A 20,197-nucleotide genomic window follows, 5' to 3' on the forward strand; every position below is an offset into this window, starting at 1 on the left:
CGTGTAGGTTCGGAAAATATCCAATCCGAACCTACATCACTCACAGGCTCGCGTAACGATCGCGCAAAGCCTCGAATTTCACCAGCTGATCCGCCATCAGTTCGCGGCCAGCGTCGCGCTTGACGAAAACCTTGAACATGGCGGCGCCTTTCTGGTTCATGAACCAGACCGAGCAGGAACGGCGACCATGGAACGCACGGTCGACGAAGGTGATCGAGGCGCAGTTGTCCTTGCGGATGTGGCCACCGATCGGGCTGTCGCCGTGGATGTTGAACCAGCCGTGGCTTTCCGATCCGGCCGGAAGGATGCCGTCGATCTCGGCCACCACGTCCTCCGTGTGAACGAGAAACAGCACGACGCCCCAGGTGGTCAGCTCCGACCAGATTTCGTCGAAGCGTTCCTTGCCGGCAATGACGGCCGACCCCTCCGGCAGGACTGCCAGGATTTCTGCCGCCGTCACATCGGCGCCTGCTGCAATCGATTCAATGACGCCGTCGGGCTTTTCTGAGAGGGCTTTGAGCGCGCGTTCGCGGCGGTCGGGCGCGATCTCCGAGTGGGTGTCCATTGCGGACCTCAGGCTGCGTCGGCGGCGCGGACGCCGTTCTTGTCTTCACTGATGATGACTTCGAAACCTTCAAACTGCGGGCCGGAGAGGTATTCGACCTTGCCGCGGTTCTGGCCGGCATTGGCATGGGCAGCGCGGAACTGTTCGGACTTTGTCCAGGCCAGAAAATGCTCAACGGTTTCCCAGATCGTGTGGGAGGCATAGAGCGTGTGATCGTCGGCCTTCGGTCCCTTCAGCATGTGAAACTCGACATAGCCTGGCACTTCGGCAAGCCGGCCCTGGCGGCTTTTCCACATGTCTTCAAACGCTTGCTCGAAGCCCGGCACGACGCGGAAACGGTTCATGGCGATGTACATGGAATCAATCCTCACATAAGTTTCACTTCGCACTCAAGTTATCTCTTGATGCCTGTCTTGAAAACCGGAAAAAACTTGTCTAGTCAACTCAAGTTATAGGGCGGCTGGGGCGGATCGCATCGCAACCGAGTTTGCCCTCTGGTATCACAAGGGCGGGTCTCATGGTTTTCTCTCTCCGGGTTTCCTCACCAAGGTTTGCACATCTGCTTGCGCTTGCCGTCGTCACGTCCGCTGTCGCATTCAGCAGCGCCACGGCATCGGAAACGGGCAATCCGGACGCCCGGCGCATCGTTTCGATCGGCGGCACGATCACCGAAATCCTCTACGATCTGGGCGCCGAGGACCGTATTGTAGCGCGAGATTCCACCAGTTCCTATCCTGCCGCCGCAAATTCCAAGCCTGACGTCGGCTATATCAGGGCACTCTCTGCCGAGGGCATTCTGGGCCAGAAACCGGATCTCATTCTGATGGAAGAGGGGTCCGGTCCGCCACCGGTGCTGGAAATCCTTACGGCCAGCGAGATCCCTGTCGTGGTCATCCCGACGCCGCCGGCTGCGGACAAGATCGGCCAGAAGATCCGCGACGTCGGTGCGGCCGTCGGCCTTGGCGACAAGGCGGGGGTACTCGCCGCAAAGACCGAGGATGGGCTGAAGGCGCTCGCTGACGATGTGGTGAAGATTGCCGGCGAAAAGAAGAAGGTGCTGTTCGTTCTCTCCGTCGCCAACGGGCGGCTGATGGCGGGGGGTGCCGATACGGAAGCCGGCGCGATCATCGAGATGGCGGGTGGCGTCAATGCCGCGCCCTCGATCAAGGGCTATAAGCCGCTGTCCGACGAGGCGGTGATTGCCGCGGCTCCTGATGTGATCCTCTCCATGTCGCGGGGCGACCATTCGACCACGCCGGATGAGATGTTCGCGCTGCCGTCGATGCAGACGACGCCGGCCGCCGCGTCCAAGTCGCTAATCTCGATGGACGGCCTGCTGCTCTTGAGCTTTGGTCCGCGAACGCCCGAGGCCGGCCGGGCGCTTGCCGAAAAACTCTATCCGGATGCGATGCACTGATGATGAAGGCGCTGGCCATGCCGTTTCGCAACACGGGCGAGGGCGATCGCACGTCGCAGGGCGTGCTGGTCATCGTCCTTCTCGTGGTGCTCCTGATCGCCGCCTGCCTTCTGTCGCTCGGCGTCGGCCCGACCGGCGTCGGCCTTCGCGATCTCTTCGCCTACCTGACCGGCAACGGTGACAGGCTCACCACCCAGGAACGGGTCATCCTCGAAGCCGTCCGCCTGCCGCGCACGGCGCTCGGCCTTCTGGTCGGCGCGGGGCTGGCTGTCTCAGGTGCGATGATGCAGGGCCTGTTTCGCAATCCGCTTGCCGATCCCGGCATCGTCGGCGTCACATCAGGTGCAGGCCTTGCGGCGGTGCTGGCGATCGTGCTCGGCGGCACGGTGCTTGCCCCGGTCTCGATGCTGCTCGGAAACCAATTCCTGCCGCTGATGGCGTTTTTCGGCGGCTTGATCAACACCTGGATGCTCTACGTCATCGCCACCCGCGACGGGCGAACCTCGACCACGGCGCTGATCCTTTGCGGCATCGCGATCGGTGCCCTGTCGGGCGCCTTCATGGGCCTTCTGATCGTGATGGCCGATGACCGGCAGTTGCGCGACATCACGTTCTGGAGCCTCGGTTCCCTCGGCGGTGCCACCTACGGGCGGGTGCTGTCGATCCTTCCGTCTATCGTCTTCGTGATGGCGATCATCCCCTTCGTGGCGCGCGGTCTCGATGCGCTGGTGCTCGGCGATGCGGCAGCCTTCCACATGGGCGTGCCGGTGCAGCGGCTGAAGCGGATCGTCATCGTCGCGGTCGCTGCCGCCTGCGGCTCCACGGTTGCCGTCGCCGGTTCGATCGGCTTCGTCGGGATCGTGGTGCCGCATCTGTTGCGCCTTGCGATGGGGCCGTCGCACCGTTTTCTGCTGCCGGGCTCGGCGCTCGGCGGCGGCGCGCTTCTGCTGATCGCCGATGCCGTGGCCCGCACCGTTGCGGCCCCCGCGGAACTGCCGATCGGGGTGATTACGGCGCTGTTCGGCGCGCCGGTCTTTCTGTTCCTGCTGATCGGACGCAACGGCATCGGCATCGGCATGCGGGACCTGCCATGAGGGGCATACGACGAGGACGGGCATGATCAGGGCAGAAAACGTCACCGTCAGCCGCGCCGGTCGCAAGCTGATCGACAGCGTCAGCCTGACGCTGGAGCCCGGCCGTTTCAGCGTGGTGATTGGCCCGAACGGTGCCGGAAAATCGACGCTGATGAAGGTCCTGTCCGGCGAGATGGTGCCGGATAGCGGGCATGTTTCCTATTACGGTGCCGATGTGGCGGCCTGCAAGCCGGTCGATCTGGCGAGGCGCCGAGCGGTGCTACCGCAGGCGACGCAGCTGGCCTTTCCTTTCTCGGCGCTGGAGATCGCCCGCATGGGTGCGGTTGCCAACGGTTCGCTCAATCCGGGAGAGGAAGCGCGCAAGGCTCTGGCACGGGTGGGCCTGCGCGGTTTCGAAAGCCGGCCCTATCCGTCGATGTCGGGCGGCGAGCAGCAGCGCGTCCAGTTTGCCCGCGCGCTGGCGCAGGTGCCAAGGGCGGTGGTCGACGGCGTGCCGTGCGCGCTGTTCCTCGACGAGCCCACAGCCAGCCTCGATCTCGGCCACCAGATCTCGGTGCTGGAAACGGCCCGCGATTTTGCGGCTGCCGGCGGCATGGTTCTCGCCATCCTGCACGACCTCAACCTCGCTGCGGAATTTGCCGACCATCTGGTGGTTTTGAACCACGGCTGCGTGGTGGCGGAAGGTCCGTGCCATGCCACCGTGAGCGACGAGATGATTGCTTCCGTCTATGGCATCGCCGGTGCCGTCGGTCGCGTGCCGGCAGCGCATGTGCCTTACGTTCTGCCGCAGTCGCGGCATCGCTAGCTCAGGCGTCCGGTCGCGTCAGCATGAAGATGGCCGGGCCGATCATCAGCGCGGCGACCAGAATGGCGAGCCAGGCTGCCGGGTGCGAGCCGAACCAGAAGCCGGTATAGCTGACGGCCATCAGCGAGATCGCCGTGACCTTTGCCCGTCGCGAAATAGCGCCGCGCTCGCGCCAGTTCCTGAGCGGCGGGCCCAGCGTCTCATGGTCCATCAGCCATGCCTCCAGCTTTGGCGACGAGCGCGCAAAGCAGGCGACGGCCAGCAGCAGGAACGGCGTCGTCGGCAGGATCGGCAGGAAGGCGCCGATCACGCCAAGCCCCACGAACAGCCAGCCGAGACTGAGAAAGATGTAACGCATCAAAGGACCTACGGGAATCTGCTGACAAGGATAGACAAGTTCGCGGCGCCCGTCTTCATGTAAAGAATCAACTGCACGGGGATGCTGTCTGGTGTTCTGCCATGGGGAGCGGGACCCCTGATATGGCCTCTACCCTTCCCATTTGAAACCCTGTCGGTATAGTGCCGCCGATTTCGAAGAAGCAGGAGCGATGATGTCTAAGAAAAAGGTGCTTGTCGTTGGTGGGGCAGGGTATATCGGGTCCCATACGTGCCTCGTTCTGGCGGACCGGGGTTACGAGCCCGTCGTTTTCGACAATCTCTCCAACGGCCACACGGAATTTGTCCGTTGGGGCGAGCTCGAACAGGGCGATATCCGCGACCGTGCACGGCTCGACGAAGTGCTCGCCAAGCACAAGCCGGACGCCATCCTGCATTTCGCCGCGCTGATCGAAGTGGGCGAATCCGTCAAGAACCCGGTCGGCTTCTACGACAACAATGTCATTGGTGCGCTGACGCTTCTGTCGGCCGCGATCGATGCCGGTGTGAAGGCCTTCGTGTTTTCCTCGACCTGCGCAACTTACGGTCTTCCAGACCGGGTGCCGATGGACGAGACTCACAAGCAGGCGCCGATCAACCCTTACGGCCGCACCAAATTCATCATCGAGCAGGCGCTGAAGGACTACGGCACCTACAAGGACCTGAAATCGGTCATGCTGCGCTATTTCAACGCGGCCGGTGCCGATTTCGAAGGCCGGATCGGCGAATGGCATACGCCCGAAACCCATGCGATCCCGCTTGCCATCGAGGCAGCGCTTGGCCGCCGTCAGGGCTTCAAGGTGTTCGGCGACGATTACGACACGCGTGATGGTACCTGCGTCCGCGACTATATCCATGTTCTCGATCTGGCCGACGCGCATGTCCGCGCCGTCGATTACCTGCTCGCCGGCGGCGATACGGTCGAGCTCAATCTCGGCACCGGCACCGGCACCACTGTCAAGGAACTGCTGGACGCCATCTCCGATGTGTCGGGCAAGCCGTTCCCGGTCGAATATGTCGGCCGCCGCGAAGGCGATTCCACCTCGCTCGTCGCCAACAACGACAAGGCCAAGGCCGTGCTCGGCTGGGAGCCGCAATATTCCCTGGAAGACATTATCCGCTCCGCCTGGGACTGGCACTCCAAGTCCAACCACATCCTCCAATAGAGAGCGCCCCTCATGGCAAAGATGGTGCACTCGATGATCCGCGTGCTGGACGAAGCTCGCTCGGTCGAGTTCTACGACAAGGCGTTCGGCCTGAAGGTCGCCGATCGCCGGCCGTTCGCAGGGTTCACGCTGATCTACCTCTCCAATCTCGAAACCGGTTTCGAACTGGAACTGACGGTCAACGGCAATCGTTCTGAACCCTACAACCTTGGAGACGGTTACGGCCATCTGGCGGTGACGGTCGAGGATGTCGAGGCGGAACACAAGCGCTTCTCCGAACTGGGCCTGACGGTGGGCAAGCTTGCGGACATGCCGCATGAGGGCCGGCCGTTTGCGAAATTCTTCTTCGTCACCGATCCGGATGGCTACAGGACCGAAGTCATCCAGCGCGGCGGACGTTTCACCTAAAGGACACCTGCATGGCGGACGGCGATATCAAGCTCGAGGAAACCTGGAAATTCGCGCTCGAAACCGAGTTCGAGGATCCGTATATGGCGGATCTCAAGAGCTTCCTTGTGTCCGAGAAGAAGGCGGGAAAGCTCATCTTTCCAAAGGGTTCGGAGTATTTCCGCGCACTTGACCTGACGCCGCTCGATGAGGTGAAGGTGGTGATCCTCGGACAGGACCCGTATCACGGGGAAGGCCAGGCGCATGGCCTGTGTTTCTCCGTCCGGCCCGGTGTTCGTATCCCGCCGTCACTCGTCAACATCTACAAGGAAATGGAAGCAGATCTCGGCATCGCGCCGGCAAAGCACGGTTTCCTTGAGCACTGGGCCGAACAGGGCGTGCTGCTTTTGAACAGCGTGCTGACCGTGGAAGAGGGCAAGGCTGCGGCGCATCAGGGCAAGGGCTGGGAACGCTTCACCGATGCTGTCATCCGCACCGTCAACGAGGAATGCGACGGCGTCGTCTTCATTCTCTGGGGCGCCTATGCCCAGAAGAAGGCGGCCTTTGTCGATGAGGAACGGCATCTCGTCATCAAGTCCGCCCACCCGTCGCCGCTCTCGGCCCATAACGGGTTTCTGGGCTCGAAGCCGTTTTCCAAGGCGAATGAGTATCTGCAGTCCATCGGCAAGGATCCTGTCGACTGGCAGCTGCCGGAAAACGTCTGAGTGGTGAACGCTTAGGCCACCTCGTCAACGAAAAATGAACAATCCGTTCGGATGTGATCCTCTATCCAATTCGCATCCGATCCCCAATTATCACCCCAGACAACGGCTCGCTCCCGAGCCGACAAATTGAAAAGGGGTTTGACATGATTACCCAGATCAAGGGCCTCCACCACGTCACGTCGATGGCGGCCAGCGCGTCCACCAACAACCGGTTCTTCACCGATACGCTCGGCCTGCGCCGGGTCAAGAAGACCGTCAACTTCGATGCGCCTGACGTCTATCATCTCTATTATGGCGACGAAATCGGCACGCCCGGCTCGGTCATGACCTATTTCCCGTTTCCGCATATCGCCAGGGGCCGCCCGGGCTCAGGCGAGGTGGGCACAACCGTGTTCTCCGTACCGCAGGGCTCGCTTGGCTACTGGACGGATCGCCTGACGAAAGCCGGTGCCGATGGTTTGAAGGCGGATGAAGCATTCGGCGAAAAGCGCCTGCAGTTTGCAGGTCCCGACGGCGACGGTTTCGCACTGGTCGAAGTCAAGGATGACAACCGCGCCCAGTGGACGGGCAACGGCGTCGGTGCCGACGAAGCGATCCGCGGCTTTCATTCCGCATCGCTCCGACTGCGCGACGACGGTGCCAATGCCGAGCTTTTGAAGTTCATGGGCTATGAACAGGTTGATGCGAGAGACGGTGTCACCCGCTTCGGCATGCCCGGCGGCAACGGCGCCGACTTCATCGACGTCGAGACAATGCCGAACATTGCGGGCGCCCGTCTCGGGGCAGGCTCCGTGCATCACCTGGCCTTTGCGGTTGAGAACCGTGAAAAGCAGCTCGAAGTCCGCAAGGCACTGATGGATACGGGGTACCAGGTCACGCCGGTGATCGACCGCGATTACTTCTGGGCCATCTACTTCCGCACCCCCGGCGGCGTGCTGTTCGAGATCGCGACCAATGAACCCGGTTTCGACCGCGACGAGGATACCGCGCATCTGGGCGAGGCCCTGAAGCTGCCGACCCAGCACGAGCATCTGCGCTCGACGCTGGAGGAGCACCTGGAACCGCTGGCCTAAGGAGAGTGACGATGAGTTTCGACAGTTATGTGCACCGGGCGCGGCCCGGTGCTCCCGGTGCGCCGATCCTGTTCACCTTTCATGGCACCGGCGGCGACGAGAACCAGTTCTTCGATTTTGCGAGCCGGCTCGTGCCGGGTGCTACGATCGTCTCTCCGCGCGGCGACGTCGCCGAGCATGGGGCTGCGCGCTTTTTCCGACGCAAGGCGGAAGGGGTCTACGATCTCGACGATCTCGCCCGCGCCACCAGGCGGATGACGGAATTCGTGGAGGCCAATCGCGACCGCTACGAATCCTCGACCGTGCTGGGCCTCGGATTTTCGAACGGTGCCAACATTCTTGCCAATGTGATGATCGAAAGGCCCGGCCTGTTCGAGGCGGGCGTGCTGATGCATCCGCTCATCCCGTTCACGCCGCCTGCGCGGACGACGGGCGAAAAGGCGCATGTGCTGATCACGGCCGGCGAGCGGGATCCCATCTGCCCGGTCCCGCAGACGCAGGCACTCGCTGGTTATCTCCGCGCGGCCGGTGACGAGGTCACGCTGGAATGGCATGCCAGCGGTCACGAGATCCGCCCGAACGAGATCGAAGCGATCAAGACGTTCCTGGCGCCCTACGGCGCCCGTAGCGAGTAAACAGATCAGCCGAGCCCGCATATCCGCCGGCTCGGCGATCTGTCAGATATGCGGCTCGGAATAGGCCGTGCACTCTCCGACATCCTGCCATGTCGGCCTTCTGCCGGCGCGCTTTGCCTTGCGGTCGGAATGGCCCAGATAGAGATCGAGGCGCCGGTCGTGCAGGCCGGGAACCAGGCTCAGCGGTGAGAAGGGCAGCGGTGAGAACGGATTGGTGCGGTGATAGGCATGCAGCTCCACCCGCATCGTGTGCTTGAAGCTGACCGCGCGCGAATGGAACGCATAGGTATCGGCAACGACAAGCGTATTGGCCGGCACAGTCACCTTCTTCGGCTCGAAATCACCAAGCGTGGTCAGCTCTTCCGGCGTGATGCGGAATGATCCGTCCGCGTGATGGGCGCGGTTGTCCGTACTGGCGATCAGGCTTTGCCGATATTCCCATTCGATCCGCTTTTCCGTCAGCTTGTGGCTGCCCGGCACGAATACGAAGGGACCGTTGTCCGCCTCCACATCATCGAGAAACAGCCAGGCCTTGGAGGTCGAGTGAAACGTGTCCGCGTGCAGTGCGGTCTGCGGATCGGCCTTGGCCAGCGCCGGTTCGGCAATCACCGTCTGGATGAAGTGGATCGGATCGCCGCCGGCACCGCCGACATAGCGCAGGAGGCCGGCGATCGACTGATTGTGGCTGAAGCGAGCCAGATCCGGCAGGCGCTTCAGCGCTGTCGGGCCGATCGGAATCATCCGCGTCACCGCCTGTCCCTGCCGCATCTCGCGTGCCGGCAGAGGCTCGCTCTTGAGGAAATCGCGGATGCGCAGGAAGACGTCCTGCGGCAATGCGTTTTGCCGGATCACGAACCCGTCGCGATCAAACGCGCTGCGTTCCTCCGGTCTGACCTGTGACCCCAGGATGCGGCGACGGTAGTCTGCCATCCGAGCGGCTATCCGCACCCGCTCCCGATGCAGGCCAAGCTCGTTCAGGTGCGGATGGCCGATCAGCGGGTTTTTGCGAAACGACTTGTCGCTGCCAAGAATGCCAAGCGCCAGCCGCGGATAGCGCCACCATTGAATTGTTTGCTGCGCCATCCCCAACCCCGTATCTTCGTCGCTGCGATCATACCATCAGGCATTGAGGCCGCAAGGGATCAGGTCGCCTGCTCTTTGCCCCGTCCCAGGCTCGTTTTCAGGGGAGGGTTGGCTTGCAGCGTCGGCCGTTGAGAGGTCTAGTGCGCCATTGCCATGCTTTGAAGAGAGTAGCACTCCTCGATGAAGACGACATTCAATCCGCCATCCGTCCGTCAGCCGTTCGGCGCCTACAATCACGGTCTGCTCGTGCCGCCAGGCGCCAGTCTGCTGGTCACCTCGGGCCAGCTCGGCATTGGCCTTGACGATGCGATCCCGGCCGATGTTACCGCCCAGGCAGAACTCTGCTTTAAGGCGATTGGGGCGATCCTTGACGAGGCCAAGATGACCTATGCCGACGTCATCCGCATTTCCGGCTTCGTGACGAGGCGCGAGGACTTCCAGGCCTACATGGCGGTGCGCGATCGTTTCACGCTCGACCCAAAGCCAGTCTCGACGCTGATCATCGTCGGCGGATTCACCCGCGCGGAATTTCTGGTCGAGGTCGAGGTGACGGCTGCAAAGGTATTTTAGGGCGGATCTCGCTTTGCCACGATACTATCAGGATCAAATGGTAATAATCTTGTCAGTTGATGGCTTTTTTTCGAAATTTACTGTGCCGATTAAACAAAATTCAAAATAATCAACGACGGGCACGCTAGACTATATTGAAACGTTTCTCGCAAAGTGATGATGTCTTTTCAGGGTAAGGGGCTTTCCGGGGGACATTTCATGCGCCACTACATGGTTGGAGCTGCACTGTTTTCGTGCGCGCTTGTCTTTGCGTCGTCGGCACTGTCCGCCGGCCTGGTCGCCAGCGTCAGCCTGTCGTCCCAGACGATGACGGTGAGCGAAGATGGTGTTGATGTCTACCGCTGGCCGGTATCGACCGCTCGGAAAGGCTACAGCACGCCGCTCGGCAGCTGGAGCGCAAAATGGCTGTCGAGGAGCCACAGGTCGCGCAAGTACGACAACGCGCCGATGCCGTTCGCCGTGTTCTACAATGGCGGCTATGCCGTGCATGCGACGTTCGATACCAAGCGCCTCGGTCGACCAGCCTCCCATGGCTGTATCAGGCTGCATCCGGAAAATGCCGCAACCTTTTTCGCGCCGACGAGCCGGTATGGAACCGCTAACACCCGCATCGTCGTCGGCTATTAGGCCGTGTGCAGCTTAGCGTGCACGGGAACCAAGGTTCAGTATCCGCAACGGCGCAGTTGCGCCTCGTATCTGGCTGCCATGGCGGCGGATTTCTTTGCGGTCTGGCGAACCCCGCCGCCGAACTGGCCGCGCTCATAGCCGCCGTGGCCGGTATAGTAGGCGAGGTAGAGGTTGTAGGTATCGCTGAGGGGGATGTTGTTCCGGATATGGCTCTGGTGGTGATACCAGCCGACAAAGCGGATGGCATCGCCGAAGTCACTGCGGCTGGCGGCCCAGCGACCCGTCGATTTGCGGTAACCGTCCCAGGTTCCGTCCAGCGCCTGTGCGTAGCCATAGGCCGAAGAGATACGGCCCCACGGGATGATGCCGAGCACATATTTGCGCGGCGGGCGGGCGCGGGCGCGGAAACTCGACTCGACGTAGATCGTCGCCATGAGGATCGGGACCGGCACGCCGTATTCGCGGCTTGCCGCGCGCGCCTGGCGGGCCCAGTTGTTGAAAAGCCCGTCTCTCTGCTCGAAAATCGCGCAGGCATCTCCGATCCGGCTCGGCGCGGAGGCGCAAGCCGTGAGGGACATCATCAGAAGGGCGATGTAAAACGCATTACGCATCGCGCGTTCTTTCAGGCTTGGACTTAAGGCTCTATCTCTGAGGTTTCAGATTGGAACAATGCCACCAAAACTTAACGAAAAGTTTAACGGCCCGGAAAGCAGCCAAAAGGCTCCACGTGCTCGCCTCGGCGCGATGGTTTGCGATCGTCGACATTGAAGGGGTTGCGGAGACGAGGACTAATCGTCGAGGTATCTTTCGCGGTCCTCGACCGTCGCTTTTTTCGAGAAGGCTGACTGGATCAGCGCTGCGGGCAAAAGCACTATAAACGCGACCACGGTGGCGACACCGTAGGCGAGGGCTGCCAGCGCCCATAAAATGCGGTTGATCATCGGCTTCATCCAGGTTGCCCGATCCGTTGCCTCGGCCCGCACACATAGCACGAAGATCTCTCCAATTCATGAGTATGTTTTCACATACACCAGCTGCGCAGAGAAGTTTTATAGCGCAGTAACAGGGGCGTTCGCGGAAGCCCCGATAACGACAGAAAAAGGCCGCTCAATGGAGCGGCCTTGATCATGTCTGCGATACGCCAGAGGGCGATCAGCAAGTTGGATTGGTTTCCATGGTCATCATGGCTCCACCGGCGGTACCAGTGTTGGTGCTGGCGCCCGGATTGGAGTTGTTGCCGGAAGCCACGCCCGGATCCTTCATCGTACCTGCCTGGCAGTTGGTCGATGGCGTTGTGCCGGATGTGCTGTTGGTCGAGGACGAATCCACGCCCGGCAGCGACGTTGTCGGCGCGGTCTGTTCGACACCGGACATCGGCATCGACTTGCCGGTGCTTCCGGATCCGTCATTGCCGCCCGAACCGGAGCCGCTGGTCTGTGCAAAAGCCGAGGTTGCGAGACCGAGCGAAAGGGCTGCGACGGTGAATAGTTTAATGCTCATGGGAATGTTTCCTTCTTGTTGTCCTCACAGTTACCAAACCGCCCCAGGTGCAGTTGGTTCCTATTGCGCGCCAATTCCTTTTGTGTGCCAGCGCGGGAAAAAAATGGATTTCAATAAAATTGCATCTATTCGCTTAAGCGCGCCGCAAACCTGGGTGCGTATGGTCGTCCCATAACGAAACGAGGTGGCAACAGAGCCATCCGCCAAACAGGGTACGGGCCATGATCAAGAAGCTCATCATTTCCGCGATCGTACTGACCGCGCTGGTTGCAGGCAAGGAAGCCAATGCTGCAGGTCCGGGCTCGTTTGCCCGCTCGCTCTCAGGCGTTTCCGCTCTCCACATTCAGGTCGCCCAGAACCGTACCCATGGCGCTGAAGGCTCCAAGACGATTTCCGAATTTACCATCGACCAGGCCGTTGAGCTGAAGCGCGTCAACGACGCGGTCGACGGCACGCTTGCAGCCGTCGACGGCTATCTCGACACGTTCACCGGCGACCTCGCGGTCGATCAGGATCTCTGCCTCGATTGCGCCGATCTCAAGCGCGACCGTCTCGTTTCCATCGGCTGGGATAGCCGCAACCTGACGATCGGCTACGCTCTCAACGACGAGGGCCGGATCGAACGGGTCCTGGTTGTTGCAACGCCGCGCGGCGACATCGTGCTCTCGCATGGCGGCCTGACGGTCGACAGGACTGCCCAGACGATGACCGAGACCACGAAGGCTAGCGATGCTCTGCCTGAGCCAGCTGCAACTGCCGGCCATTACGATATCTAAAGCTCACTGACCCTGCTGGCCGGTGGCGTCGACGTGCCCTGACGCTGCCGGCCCTTTTTTTCCAAGTTGTCGCCCGCCCGCGTCTATCGCTGTGCGGGCTTTCCCCATTCTGCGATGGCTATGCCGCCAAGCGCCAGAACCAGCGCCACGATGTGGAATGCCTGCAGGTTTTCGCCAAGCACGATCACCGAAAGCAGGGTGCCAAAAACCGGCACCAGATTGATGAACAGGCCAGCCCGGTTGGCACCGATCTCCTCGACGCCGCGGATGTAGAGCACCTGCGCGATCAGCGATGCGAAGACGGCGGTGTAGACTGCGATGATCCAGCCGTTGGCGTCCGGCCAGATCATTCGGTCAGCCGAATATTCCCACGCGGCGGCGGGAATGCTGCCGAGCAGGGCGAACAGCGCCGGGATTGCCATCAGGCTGCGCCAGCTGATGGCCGGGCGAAAACGCAGCGCCACCGTATAGACCGCATAGGCGACGATCGCGATCATCATGACCGCATCGCCGAAATTGACGCTGAGCGTGACGATGGTCGACAGGTCGCCATGGGCTGCCGTCAAAAGCCCGCCCATCAGGGTCAGCGCGAAGCCGACGATCTGCAGCCAGGATACTTTCATCCGGAACAGCACGAAATTGAACAGGAAGATCAGCACCGGAATAAGCGTCTGCTCGACGGTGACGTTGATCGCCGTGGTGTAATTGACCGCGGTGTAGAGCGCCGCATTAAAGACGACGTAGCCGACGAGGCCGAGAAAGGCGAGAAGCGGCAGGTTCGACCGGATCACGGGCCAATCGCGGCGAAGATCGGGTATGGAGATCGCGAAAATGATGACGGTCGCGAACGCCCATCGCCAGAAGGTCAGGAGCATCGGGCTGATATGACCGATGGCAAGCTTGCCCGCGACCGCATTGCCGCCCCAGCACAGCGTCGCGACGATCAGGAAGATATAGGCTCTGCGGTACACGATAATCTCCTCCGCGTGCCGTATCGACGGCCCGTCCTTGCCCTATCGTCTTTCGTCGGCGCCGACCTTGGCCGGAACGCTTGGCGTGGGCCATAGCGTGGGAATTTGCAAATTGTCACGCAAAAACCGTCCAGCATTCACAAACAGGTCGCTTTCCTCGGGCCAAGGCATTATAGATGCGCGCGTTTGCAGGGGCGGGTCCGGCGCGGTTTCGGACGAGCGCCCTTGTGGGAGAGAACTCTATCTGGCGCTCGCAACGCCGCTGTCTCAGAGCAGCGGTGCTGTCGCGGCGCCGTGGCGTGCTTGAAGGGCAGGCCCGAAACGCAGGAAAGCAAAGATGACGAATGTAGTCGTGGTTGGTTCGCAGTGGGGTGACGAGGGCAAGGGCAAGATCGTCGACTGGCTCTCTGAACGGGCGGATATCGTCGTTCGGTTCCAGGGCGGCCACAATGCCGGCCATACGCTCGTCATCGACGGTGTCAGCTACAAGCTGTCGCTGCTGCCCTCCGGTATCGTCCGCGGCAAGCTTTCGGTTATCGGCAACGGCGTCGTCGTCGATCCGCACGCGCTGGTCGCTGAAATCGCAAAGCTCGACGGGCAGGGCGTCAAGGTCACCCCGGACGTGCTGCGCATCGCCGACAACGCGACGCTGATCCTGTCGCTGCACCGCGAGCTGGACGGCCTGCGCGAAGATGCGGCATCCAACACCGGCACCAAGATCGGCACCACCCGCCGCGGCATCGGCCCGGCCTATGAAGACAAGGTCGGCCGTCGTGCGATCCGCGTCATGGATCTTGCCGACCTCGATACGCTGTCGGCCAAGGTCGATCGCATCCTCACCCATCACAACGCGCTGCGCCGCGGTCTGGGCGAGCAGGAAGTCAGCCATGAGACGATCATGCAGGAACTGACGTCCGTCGCCGAACAGGTTCTGCCGTTCCGCGAAACCGTCTGGGAACTGCTGGACAAGGAGCGCCGCAAGGGTTCGCGCATCCTGTTTGAAGGCGCGCAGGGCTCGCTGCTCGACATCGACCACGGCACCTATCCGTTCGTGACGTCGTCGAACACGGTTGCCGGCCAGGCTGCTGCCGGTTCCGGCATGGGCCCGGGCTCGCTGGGCTACATCCTCGGCATCACCAAGGCCTACACGACGCGCGTCGGTGAAGGCCCGTTCCCGACCGAACTCCATGACGAAATTGGTCAGTTCCTCGGTGAAAAGGGCCATGAGTTCGGCACCGTCACGGGTCGCAAGCGTCGCTGTGGCTGGTTCGACGCGGCGCTGGTTCGCCAGTCGGTCGCGACCAACGGCATCACCGGGATCGCGCTGACGAAACTCGACGTTCTCGACGGTCTGGAAGAACTGAAGATCTGCGTCGGCTACATGCTCGACGGCCAGCGGATCGACCATCTGCCGGCAAGCCAGGCGGCACAGGCTCGGGTCGAGCCGATCTACGTGACGCTGGAAGGCTGGAAGGAATCCACCGTTGGTGCAAGGTCCTGGGCGGACCTGCCGGCACAGGCGATCAAATACGTTCGTCAGGTTGAGGAATTGATTGGCGCGCCAGTTGCGCTACTTTCCACAAGTCCGGAACGCGACGACACCATACTTGTGACGGACCCGTTTGAAGATTAATGTCAACTATTGATTATCCATTCAGCCGGCTTGAGCCCGGCGACAATGAGAAGTGCTGATGGCAGATTTTGTAGCGGTGATCCGCCGCGCTGTTGATGGTCTGGCGACAAACTCGCCTGAAGCCCGCGCGAAAGTGTATGAAAAAGCGCGTGGTGCCGTTCAACGGCAGCTCGAGAACATGAAGCCGCGGCCGCCGGAAGAAATGCTTCGGCGGCAGATGGACAAGCTCGAAACGGCGATCGTCGAAGTCGAGAGCGAGCATGCGGAGGCGCTGGCGCCGTTCGAGAACGAGGCTGGTTTTGCCGACGACGAATTTGCCGCCGGCCAGCCTGCGCCCGCTGAAGAGACGGTGTTGCCGGCTCCACCGGAGCCCGAGCAGGAACCGGCACCCGCTCCGGGCGAAGAGCCCGAACAAGCAGCACCGCTCGCCGCTACCGAGCCGGCTGGCTATTCGTATGACGAGCCGCCGCGCTACGAGGAACGGCACGAGCCTGTTGCTCCTGTTGCAGCCGAAGAACGCGAACCTGACGTTGCCCCTTACGAACCGGCTGTAGAGCCTGAAACGTATGAGGCACGCACGGCCTACGAAGATCGTCCTCTTTACGAAGAGCTTGCGCCGTCCGAGGAGCAGGACACTGTTCATCAAGGTGGATGGCCGGTCGGCGATGTCGCTGCCGTCGGTGAACGCGATGAGCAGGTCCACAACGAACCTGTCGCCGATGACGGCCGGGCACATTCCATCGACGCGCCGATCGAGCAGTATCCCGGGACTGTCGACGAGCCTGTTGCAAACGAGCGGGATGATGATCTTCCCTACTCGGCTGCCCGTCAGGACGATGACGTCGCCCACGTCCAGTGGCCACCGCAGACCAGTGCGGAGCCAGCGCGCACGGAACATGCGCCGCTCTTCGAAGAGCCCACCTGGCATGAGCCGGCGCATTCCGAAAACACCGCCGCAGCCGCCTGGGACGACGTTCCGGAACTGGTGCCGGCCGGTCCCGTCGAGCCGGTCCATCAGAACCAGCCGCAGGCCGATCTTCACAGTGGTGATCGCGTCGACGCGCATTTCGACCAGGAAACCCATGTCTCTGCCGATGCAGTTCGCATGCCATCGGTCGCTGAGCTCCCAAGTTTCGGCCAGACCGGGACGGAGACCGGGCGCAAAGACGACAGCGACGATTTCTTCGCAGGCTACCAGCTTGACGCAAAAGCGGATGAGCAGGCACAAAAGCCTGCCGGCAAGGATCACGAGAAGGATCCCTGGAGCGATCTGGATGACCTGATCGGGTACAGCAAGGGCGCGGCAATTGCCGGCGCCGGCGCTGCCGCCTCGAGCCCGAGACAGGCCCAGTCGGATGACAATCTCGAAGGCCTGATGCCGACCCCGGCTAAGCCATACCGGGTGACGACGACGCGCAAGCGCAATTACGGTGGCCTCGCACTCGGACTGGTCGGCCTTCTGCTGCTGGGTGGCGCTGGTTATGCCGCCTGGATGAACCGCGACGCGCTGAGCGAGATGGTCGAAGGCTTCATGCCATCTTCCTCGACGGACACGGCGGTCTCGACCGCTGAAACGCCCGCGACCTCGCAACCGGCCTCCGGGAACGCAACTACGGCTCCGGCAGCAGCGCCGGCCAACCCGACGCCTTCGACGCAACAGGCAAATGGCCAGCCCGCCGGTCAGACGAGCCCGCCGCCAGCCGCGGACGGTTCGACCGCCAGCCCGAAATTCACCCAGCGTCTGATGCCGGATGGCACAGAGGTGGATGAAGGTCCGGGTTCGGCCGGAAGCCTTGCCCAGAACGCCGAAGGGCAGTCGGTGGCGCAGCTCAACGCCCCGCCGACCACGCCGCCTGCGGCGCCTGGCGCTGCCGCGACGGCTGCAACCGCGCCCGGCGCACCTGCAGCGCCTGCCCCCGACGCCAATCCGGCAGCGACCCCTGCGGTCTCCGGCGAAAAGATGTTCCTCTATGAAGAGCGTCTTGGCCAGACCGCGCCGACCGCGATCGACGGAAGCGTTTCCTGGTCTCTGCAGCGCGAGCCGGGTTCCAACGGCGGTCCGCCTCAGGCTGAAGTCCAGGCCCGCATCACCATACCCGGTCGTGGTCTGACCGCGCTTGTAACGTTCAAGCGCAACTCGGATCCGTCGCTGCCCGCGAGCCATCTGATCGAGATCGTCTTTGCCGTCCCGCCGGACTTCGAGGGCGGTGCCATCGACAGCGTCCAGCGCATTGCGATGAAGACATCCGAGCAGGATCGCGGCAACGCCCTGATCGCGGTTCCGGCCAAGATCACCGACGACTTCCACATGATCGCGCTCAACGACTTCCCGGATGCCCGCAACACCAATATGGAGCTGCTGCGCACCCGCAACTGGATCGACATCCCGGTCGCCTATCGCAACGGACGCCGCGCGCTGTTCACGCTCCAGAAGGGGCCTGAAGGCGAGAAGGCGTTCAACGAGGCCATCCGCGAATGGGGCCAGGCCGGCGGCCAGACGGGCCAGTAATCGACCGGTCGCAGGACATAGGTCATACGAGAAGGGTCGCGAGAGCGGCCCTTTTCCATTTCCAGCCTCCCATTGCGAACTCCCATGGCTCCGGCCAAAGAAAAAGGCCGCAAGATGCGGCCTTCGGTCTGCGAGTGCTGGTGTCTCTCGTTACGCGTCGACGACGCGCAGGGCCTGAGCCTGGGCGAGCGCTTCCTTGCGTACCGCATCCTGCACCTTTTCGAATGCGCGGACCTCGATCTGTCGGACGCGTTCGCGGCTGATGTCGAACTCGGTGGACAGTTCTTCGAGCGTCACCGGGTCTTCCGACAGACGGCGGGCTTCGAAGATGCGGCGCTCGCGTTCGTTCAGCACGGCAAGTGCCTTGCCGAGCATGCGGCGGCGCGTGTCGAGCTCGTCCTGCTGGATCAGGACCGCTTCCTGGCTCTCATGATCGTCGACCAGCCAATCCTGCCACTGGCCGGCTTCGCCTTCAGCCGCCCGGATCGGGGCGTTGAGCGAAGCGTCGCCGGAGAGGCGGCGGTTCATCGAGATCACTTCTTCCTCGGATACGTTCAGCTTGGTGGCGATCTCGGTCACCTGGTGCGGCTTCAGATCGCCTTCCTCGATCGCCTGGATCTTGCCCTTGAGGCGGCGCAGGTTGAAGAACAGCCGCTTCTGGTTGGCGGTCGTGCCCATCTTGACCAGCGACCAGGAGCGCAGGATGTACTCCTGGATCGAGGCCTTGATCCACCACATTGCATAGGTCGCCAGACGGAAACCGCGTTCCGGGTCGAATTTCTTGACGGCCTGCATCAGACCGACATTGCCTTCCGACACGACTTCGCCGATCGGCAGGCCGTAGCCGCGATAGCCCATGGCGATCTTTGCGACGAGACGCAGGTGGCTCGTCACCATCTTGTGTGCGGCAGCGCGGTCGCCATGCTCAGCGTAACGCTTCGCGAGCATGTATTCCTGCTGCGGCTCCAGCATCGGGAATTTGCGGATTTCATCGAGATAGCGATTGAGACCGGCTTCGCCGGCGGTAATCGAAGGCAGATTGTTCCGGGCCATGAAGCACCCCTTTCCGATCGTTGTCGGTTCCCGGCAGATTTCATCTGCCCTTACGGCGAACCGATTATGGCGCGGATCGTTCCCGACCCCGCACCAATGCAAGTGTCAGATAAGTGTGGCGGAAGAGCGATTCAAGCGTTCACACCAACGTTATGACATTACAATTGCGTAATGATCGGCTGGACTTCCGGCGACGGTCAGGCCGTCATTGCCGCAGGGCTTCGATCAACTCTTCCAGGTCGTCGGGGATCGGAGCCTCGAATTCCATCACCTCGCCGGTGCGGGGATGTTCGAACACAAGCAGATAGGCGTGCAGCGCCTGGCGCGGGAAGGCGCTGACGACGGTGCGGGCGGGCTCGGGGATCTTGTTGACCTTGGTCTTGAAGCCACCGGCGTAATCGAGGTCGCCGATCAGCGGATGGCCGATATGAGCCATGTGGACTCGGATCTGGTGCGTGCGGCCGGTTTCCAGACGGCATTCGATCAGGGCCGCCAGCGAGGTTGCCTCGGGCGTCTCGTGGAAACGCTCGATCACCTCGTAATGGGTCACCGCCTCGCGCGCGTCCACGGCATTCTCGCGGGTGACGGCGCGCTTGGTGCGGTCGCCACCGGCGCGGCCGAGCGGTGCGTCGATCGTGCCCTTCAAACCTTTCGGGCGGCCCCAGACGACGGCCATATAGGCGCGTTCCAGCGGACCGGAACGGCCATGGTCGGCAAACTGGTCGGCGAGGTGGCGATGCGCCAGATCGTTCTTGGCGGCAACCATCACGCCCGACGTATCCTTGTCGAGCCTGTGGACGATACCTGGCCGCTTGACGCCACCGATGCCGGAAAGAGTGTCGCCGCAATGGTGGATCAGCGCGTTGACGAGCGTCCCCGTCCAGTTGCCGGCGCCCGGATGCACGACGAGACCCGGCGGCTTGGCGATGACGATCAGGTCCTCGTCCTCATACAGAACATCGAGCGGAATATCCTCGCCCTTGGGTTCGGGATCCTCCGGTTCCGGCAATGTGATCTCGATTTGATCGCCGGGGGACACTTTCTTCTTCGGCTCGGTGCAGGCCTTGCCGTTCAGCAGTACGACACCCTGTTCGATCAGCGCCTTGATGCGGTTTCTGGAGAATTCGCCGTCCAGAACCTGTGTCAGCCACGCATCCAACCGCCCTTCTGCTGCCTCATCGGCAGTCAGGACTTTCCTCGGGGCTTCGGCTTGTTTAAAGGGGTCGTTCATTC

At 62.1% G+C, this 20,197-nt stretch carries 23 protein-coding genes; 13 read left to right on the forward strand and 10 right to left on the reverse strand.

Going from position 1 to position 20,197, the window contains the following annotated elements; translation table 11 throughout:
• Positions 1-40: 40 nt before the first annotated feature.
• Together hutX and hmuQ are read right to left on the reverse strand one after the other, a co-directional pair.
• Positions 41-565 carry a heme utilization cystosolic carrier protein HutX gene (hutX, locus tag AC0JZ8_RS10520; RefSeq protein WP_471892451.1) on the reverse strand — a complete coding sequence of 175 codons (525 nt, stop codon included), beginning with the start codon at positions 563-565 and terminating at the stop codon, positions 41-43.
• 8 nt (positions 566-573) lie between these two features.
• Positions 574-921 carry a heme-degrading protein HmuQ gene (hmuQ, locus tag AC0JZ8_RS10525; RefSeq protein ID WP_174196304.1) on the reverse strand — a complete coding sequence of 116 codons (348 nt, stop codon included), beginning with the start codon at positions 919-921 and terminating at the stop codon, positions 574-576.
• Between the two features lie 161 nt (positions 922-1,082).
• Here hmuQ and AC0JZ8_RS10530 point away from each other — a divergent pair, with 161 nt between their 5' ends.
• From AC0JZ8_RS10530 to AC0JZ8_RS10540, 3 genes are read left to right on the forward strand one after another with little or no spacing between them, the layout of a single operon-like run.
• On the forward strand, positions 1,083-1,982 hold the full coding sequence (locus AC0JZ8_RS10530) for a heme/hemin ABC transporter substrate-binding protein (RefSeq protein ID WP_471892452.1): 900 nt from the start codon (positions 1,083-1,085) through the stop codon (positions 1,980-1,982).
• Positions 1,982-3,076, forward strand: coding sequence for a FecCD family ABC transporter permease (locus tag AC0JZ8_RS10535; RefSeq protein ID WP_471892453.1), 1,095 nt, complete (start codon positions 1,982-1,984; stop codon positions 3,074-3,076). Before AC0JZ8_RS10530 ends, AC0JZ8_RS10535 begins: the two co-directional genes overlap by 1 nt.
• A gap of 22 nt (positions 3,077-3,098) precedes the next feature.
• The gene (locus AC0JZ8_RS10540) at positions 3,099-3,881 is read left to right on the forward strand and encodes a heme ABC transporter ATP-binding protein (RefSeq protein ID WP_471892454.1); all 783 of its coding nucleotides are present in this window, start codon (positions 3,099-3,101) and stop codon (positions 3,879-3,881) included.
• A gap of 1 nt (position 3,882) precedes the next feature.
• Here AC0JZ8_RS10540 and AC0JZ8_RS10545 read toward each other — a convergent pair whose 3' ends face one another.
• Positions 3,883-4,239 carry a YbaN family protein gene (locus AC0JZ8_RS10545; protein ID WP_062582604.1) on the reverse strand — a complete coding sequence of 119 codons (357 nt, stop codon included), beginning with the start codon at positions 4,237-4,239 and terminating at the stop codon, positions 3,883-3,885.
• 193 nt (positions 4,240-4,432) lie between these two features.
• Here AC0JZ8_RS10545 and galE point away from each other — a divergent pair, with 193 nt between their 5' ends.
• From galE to AC0JZ8_RS10570, 5 genes are all read left to right on the forward strand, one after another.
• Entirely contained in the window at positions 4,433-5,422 is a 990-nt protein-coding gene (galE, locus tag AC0JZ8_RS10550) for a UDP-glucose 4-epimerase GalE (RefSeq protein ID WP_471892455.1), read from the forward strand.
• 12 nt (positions 5,423-5,434) lie between these two features.
• Positions 5,435-5,830, forward strand: coding sequence for a VOC family protein (locus AC0JZ8_RS10555; RefSeq protein ID WP_113109866.1), 396 nt, complete (start codon positions 5,435-5,437; stop codon positions 5,828-5,830).
• Positions 5,831-5,841: 11 nt separating this feature from the next.
• Positions 5,842-6,534 carry a uracil-DNA glycosylase gene (gene ung, locus AC0JZ8_RS10560; RefSeq protein WP_062582608.1) on the forward strand — a complete coding sequence of 231 codons (693 nt, stop codon included), beginning with the start codon at positions 5,842-5,844 and terminating at the stop codon, positions 6,532-6,534.
• A gap of 143 nt (positions 6,535-6,677) precedes the next feature.
• Positions 6,678-7,607 carry a VOC family protein gene (locus AC0JZ8_RS10565; RefSeq protein WP_471892456.1) on the forward strand — a complete coding sequence of 310 codons (930 nt, stop codon included), beginning with the start codon at positions 6,678-6,680 and terminating at the stop codon, positions 7,605-7,607.
• 11 nt (positions 7,608-7,618) lie between these two features.
• Entirely contained in the window at positions 7,619-8,242 is a 624-nt protein-coding gene (locus tag AC0JZ8_RS10570; RefSeq protein ID WP_471892457.1) for an alpha/beta hydrolase, read from the forward strand.
• A 42-nt stretch (positions 8,243-8,284) separates the two neighbouring features.
• Here AC0JZ8_RS10570 and AC0JZ8_RS10575 read toward each other — a convergent pair whose 3' ends face one another.
• Complete coding sequence (locus AC0JZ8_RS10575; protein WP_471892458.1) at positions 8,285-9,325, reverse strand: phytanoyl-CoA dioxygenase family protein; 1,041 nt, start codon at positions 9,323-9,325, stop codon at positions 8,285-8,287.
• Between the two features lie 180 nt (positions 9,326-9,505).
• Between AC0JZ8_RS10575 and AC0JZ8_RS10580 the strand changes: the two genes are divergently transcribed.
• On the forward strand, positions 9,506-9,895 hold the full coding sequence (locus AC0JZ8_RS10580; protein ID WP_062582616.1) for a RidA family protein: 390 nt from the start codon (positions 9,506-9,508) through the stop codon (positions 9,893-9,895).
• Between the two features lie 198 nt (positions 9,896-10,093).
• Positions 10,094-10,522, forward strand: coding sequence for a L,D-transpeptidase (locus tag AC0JZ8_RS10585; RefSeq protein WP_471892459.1), 429 nt, complete (start codon positions 10,094-10,096; stop codon positions 10,520-10,522).
• Positions 10,523-10,557: 35 nt separating this feature from the next.
• Here AC0JZ8_RS10585 and AC0JZ8_RS10590 read toward each other — a convergent pair whose 3' ends face one another.
• The 3 genes from AC0JZ8_RS10590 to AC0JZ8_RS10600 all read right to left on the reverse strand — a co-directional run bounded on the left by AC0JZ8_RS10590 (position 10,558) and on the right by AC0JZ8_RS10600 (position 12,022).
• Positions 10,558-11,133 (reverse strand): transglycosylase SLT domain-containing protein, encoded by a 576-nt coding sequence (locus AC0JZ8_RS10590; protein ID WP_062455153.1) that lies wholly within the window; start codon positions 11,131-11,133, stop codon positions 10,558-10,560.
• 177 nt (positions 11,134-11,310) lie between these two features.
• Positions 11,311-11,472: a hypothetical protein gene (locus AC0JZ8_RS10595; protein ID WP_162734750.1), complete on the reverse strand. Its 162-nt coding sequence runs from the start codon at positions 11,470-11,472 to the stop codon at positions 11,311-11,313.
• Positions 11,473-11,674: 202 nt separating this feature from the next.
• Positions 11,675-12,022, reverse strand: coding sequence for a hypothetical protein (locus AC0JZ8_RS10600; protein WP_062582620.1), 348 nt, complete (start codon positions 12,020-12,022; stop codon positions 11,675-11,677).
• Between the two features lie 221 nt (positions 12,023-12,243).
• On the opposite strand from AC0JZ8_RS10600, the gene AC0JZ8_RS10605 reads away from it, so the two are divergent.
• Positions 12,244-12,798, forward strand: a complete 555-nt coding sequence (locus AC0JZ8_RS10605) for a transglutaminase-like cysteine peptidase (RefSeq protein ID WP_471892460.1) — start codon at positions 12,244-12,246, stop codon at positions 12,796-12,798.
• An 83-nt stretch (positions 12,799-12,881) separates the two neighbouring features.
• On the opposite strand, the gene AC0JZ8_RS10610 is transcribed toward AC0JZ8_RS10605, so the two are convergent.
• Positions 12,882-13,769: a DMT family transporter gene (locus AC0JZ8_RS10610; RefSeq protein ID WP_113109872.1), complete on the reverse strand. Its 888-nt coding sequence runs from the start codon at positions 13,767-13,769 to the stop codon at positions 12,882-12,884.
• Between the two features lie 337 nt (positions 13,770-14,106).
• Between AC0JZ8_RS10610 and AC0JZ8_RS10615 the strand changes: the two genes are divergently transcribed.
• A complete protein-coding gene (locus tag AC0JZ8_RS10615; protein ID WP_092660079.1) occupies positions 14,107-15,402 on the forward strand; it encodes an adenylosuccinate synthase in 1,296 nt (431 codons plus the stop codon).
• A gap of 58 nt (positions 15,403-15,460) precedes the next feature.
• Positions 15,461-17,911, forward strand: a complete 2,451-nt coding sequence (locus AC0JZ8_RS10620; protein ID WP_471892461.1) for a hypothetical protein — start codon at positions 15,461-15,463, stop codon at positions 17,909-17,911.
• Between the two features lie 150 nt (positions 17,912-18,061).
• On the opposite strand, the gene rpoH is transcribed toward AC0JZ8_RS10620, so the two are convergent.
• Both rpoH and AC0JZ8_RS10630 read right to left on the reverse strand, forming a co-directional pair.
• A complete protein-coding gene (gene rpoH, locus AC0JZ8_RS10625; protein WP_062455169.1) occupies positions 18,062-18,964 on the reverse strand; it encodes an RNA polymerase sigma factor RpoH in 903 nt (300 codons plus the stop codon).
• A gap of 205 nt (positions 18,965-19,169) precedes the next feature.
• Positions 19,170-20,195, reverse strand: coding sequence for an RluA family pseudouridine synthase (locus tag AC0JZ8_RS10630; RefSeq protein ID WP_430257495.1), 1,026 nt, complete (start codon positions 20,193-20,195; stop codon positions 19,170-19,172).
• Between the last annotated feature and the right edge of the window lie 2 nt (positions 20,196-20,197).

The sequence above is a fragment of the Velazquezella soli genome (assembly GCF_977018685.1).